This window comes from Mesorhizobium sp. M4A.F.Ca.ET.050.02.1.1 (assembly GCF_003997725.1).
GTDB lineage: Bacteria > Pseudomonadota > Alphaproteobacteria > Rhizobiales > Rhizobiaceae > Mesorhizobium.
Genome location: NZ_RZSG01000708.1, coordinates 1 through 3,126, shown reverse-complemented (window position 1 = coordinate 3,126; position 3,126 = coordinate 1). Strand labels below are relative to the sequence as shown.

Sequence of the window (3,126 nt, the reverse complement as noted above, 5' to 3'; positions counted from 1 at the left end):
GCAAAAGGCAAAAGCCCGCCGATCCCGGCAAGGTCACCGAACGCCCCGCGTCCTATCGGCAGCCTCAATTCCAGCAGGATGAGCCGCCTCGGCGGCAACCGATGTACCCCGCTCAGCGGGCGCGGGCCTACGACGATGAGCCCGGTTTTCGGCCGGCACGGCCCGAACAGACAGCGCCGGCTGGCTATGCCAATCCGTCGCCAGCGGCGCAGCCCGGCGGGCAGGGGGCCTACCGGGATCAATTGTCGCCGCAGGTGCAAGACACCGAGGACCAGCAGGGCCAGATCGACGAAATCCGCGAAAGCCTGCGCGAATTCCGCGAAGCGGTGCGCGAGCTCACCGAAAGCCGTTCGAACCGCCGCTATTTCTAAATCCCGCCCCATCCGATAAAAGCGGCCGGTTTCGAGTTTACGGCATGCGACGGCGTTTTGACGGGATTGCCCGTCGGAATTTTCGTGAAAATGCCGCTCGGCATATCGCCCGAACCGCGCGGGTTTCGGGTCTGTGAAACAATGGGACAAGGCGGTCGCATGAATCCCAAGGGATGCGACGTGCGCTGATGGAAGAGTTGAAGGTGGTTCATGGCCGAAGTGATTGACGGAAAGAGCGTCGCCGAAGACGTGGTTGGCAAGGTCAAGGCGCTGACCGCGGAACTGGCGGGCAAGGGCGCGACGAAGCCCGGCCTCGCCGTGGTGATCGTCGGCGAGGATCCGGCGAGCCAGGTCTATGTCGCCTCTAAGTCTCGCACCGCCAAGGAATGCGGCTTCCACTCGCTGCAGCACACGCTGCCGGCCGAGACCTCGGAGGCCGAATTGCTCAAGATCATCGGGGATCTGAACGCAGACCCGTCGATCCACGGCATCCTGGTGCAGTTGCCGCTGCCCGGCCACATCGATTCCGGCAAGGTCATCCAGACCATCGCGCCGGAGAAGGATGTCGACGGCTTCCACTTCATCAATGTCGGCAAGCTCGGCACCGGCGAGCTGGAGACGGCCTTCGTGCCCTGCACGCCGGCCGGCTCGATGCTCCTGATCGAGCGCGTGCGCGGCAAGGACCTCTCCGGCCTCAACGCCGTCGTCGTCGGCCGCTCCAACATCGTCGGCAAGCCGATGGCCAACCTTTTGCTTGCCGCCAATTGCACCGTCACCATCGCCCACAGCCGCACCAAGGACCTGCCGGCGCTTGCCCGCACCGCCGACATCCTGGTCGCCGCCGTCGGTCGTCCGGAAATGGTCAAGGGCGACTGGGTCAAGCCCGGCGCCACCGTCATCGATGTCGGCATCAACCGCATCGCCGCGCCGGAGAAGGGCGAGGGCAAGAGCCGCCTCGTCGGCGACGTCGCCTATGCCGAAGCCGCCAAGGCGGCCGGCGCCATCACGCCGGTGCCTGGCGGCGTCGGGCCGATGACCATTGCCATGCTGATGGCGAACACTGTAGCTTCCGCCTACCTTGCGGCCGGGTTGAAGCGGCCGTCCTTCTGACCGGGAAGCAGTCTACTTGCCGAACCATTCAATTCCCATCGAACGGCCGGTCGCGAACGATTCCGTTCAGGGTGGTCGTCAGTTCGGGTTCCTGCTGGTCGACAAGTTTTCGATGTTCTCGCTGGCCGCGGCGATCGACTGCTTTCGCTCGGCCAACCGCTTGCTTGGCCGCGATGTCTATGGCTGGACGACCATATCGGCGGATGGCGACGCCGTCATGGCCTCGAACGGCCTCCCGCTGAAGATCGATTATTCCGTCGCTGATATGCCGCCGGTCGACATCCTGTTCGTGTCGGTCGGCCTCTCCATCGAATTCCCGGGCAAGAGCAAGGTGCTGGCGGCGCTGCGCAGCTGGGGCAGGCGGGGCAATGCGCTCGGCGCGCTGTCGGTCGGCTCCTATCTGCTTGCCGAGGCCGGCCAGCTCGACGGCTATCGCTGCACCATCCATTGGGAGAACCGCGCCGGCTTCATGGAGCGTTTCCCGGACATCAACTGCACCGGCAATGTCTTCGAGATCGACCGCAAGCGTTACACCTGCGCCGGCGGCACCACCTCGATCGACCTGATGCTGGAGATCGTGCGCACGGATTTCGGCTCCAACCTCGCCAACGGCGTCGCCAACCAGTTCCAGCACGAGCGTATCCGCTCGGCCGGCGACCGCCAGCGCGTCGGCCCGGAACGCGACCTCACCGGCAAGTCGGAGAAGCTCAGGCGCATCGTCGAGCTGATGGCCGATCACCTCGACGAGCCGCTGTCGGCGGTGCAGCTTGCCAAGTCGGCGGGCCTGTCGGTGCGCCAGGTCGAGCGCCTGTTCCTGCGCCATTTGAGCGTCACCCCGGGGCGTTACTACATGAGGCTCAGGCTCGAGCGGGCGCGCGAACTGCTGCGCCAGACCAACATGCCGATCCTCGACGTGGCGATCGCCACCGGCTTCACCTCGCACTCCTATTTCGCGCAGAGCTATCGGCTGCAGTTCGGCCGACCGCCGTCGGAAGAGCGCCGCACCACCTACTGAGCATGAGCCGCCGTCCCTGGTGCCTGTGCGCAAGGCCGTGTGCGGACTTGTGTCCCAAGGCCGGGTCAAATACCTTTCCCGCCGCGGACCAGAGGGGTTTCCTAGGAGAGTTTCATGATGCGATTGGCACGGAGCGTCGCCACGGCGATCCTCCTTTTGTCGACGACCACGCTTGGCCTTGCCGCCAACAAGGTCATCATCATTCTTGATGCCTCGGGCTCGATGTGGGCGCAGATCGACGGCAGGCCGAAGCTCGAGATCGCCCGCGAATCGCTGCGTACCGTGCTGCAGTCGGTGCCGGCCGACGACGAGATAGGCTTCATGGCCTACGGCCATCGCCAGAAGGGCAGTTGCGAGGACATCGAGCTGATCGTGCCGCCGCAGGCGGGTTCGGCGAGCGCCATTTCGGCCGCCGCCGACAGCATGAAGTTCGTCGGCAAGACGCCGCTGACAGCAGCCGTCAAGCAGGCGGCCGAGGCGCTGAAATACACCGAAGACAAGGCAACCGTCGTCCTCATCACCGACGGGCTCGAGACCTGCGGCGGCGACCCTTGCGCGCTCGGCAAGGAACTGGAGGCTTCCGGCGTCGACTTCACCGCTGACGTCGTCGGCTTCGGCCTGACCGCCGAC

At 65.4% G+C, this 3,126-nt stretch carries 3 protein-coding genes and 1 pseudogene; all 4 read left to right on the top strand.

Annotation, left to right across the window (positions count from 1 at the left end; all coding sequences use genetic code 11):
- Positions 1-371 (top strand): annotated as a pseudogene (locus EOA33_RS29740) (succinoglycan biosynthesis protein exop); the annotation flags it as partial.
- Positions 372-581: 210 nt separating this feature from the next.
- Positions 582-1,481 carry a bifunctional methylenetetrahydrofolate dehydrogenase/methenyltetrahydrofolate cyclohydrolase FolD gene (folD, locus tag EOA33_RS29735; RefSeq protein WP_126056468.1) on the top strand — a complete coding sequence of 300 codons (900 nt, stop codon included), beginning with the start codon at positions 582-584 and terminating at the stop codon, positions 1,479-1,481.
- A 16-nt stretch (positions 1,482-1,497) separates the two neighbouring features.
- The gene (locus EOA33_RS29730) at positions 1,498-2,496 is read left to right on the top strand and encodes a GlxA family transcriptional regulator (RefSeq protein WP_126056467.1); all 999 of its coding nucleotides are present in this window, start codon (positions 1,498-1,500) and stop codon (positions 2,494-2,496) included.
- Between the two features lie 114 nt (positions 2,497-2,610).
- Positions 2,611-3,126, top strand: a 516-nt coding sequence (locus EOA33_RS29725; RefSeq protein ID WP_127407265.1) for a VWA domain-containing protein, incomplete at its 3' end; no start/stop codon positions are given.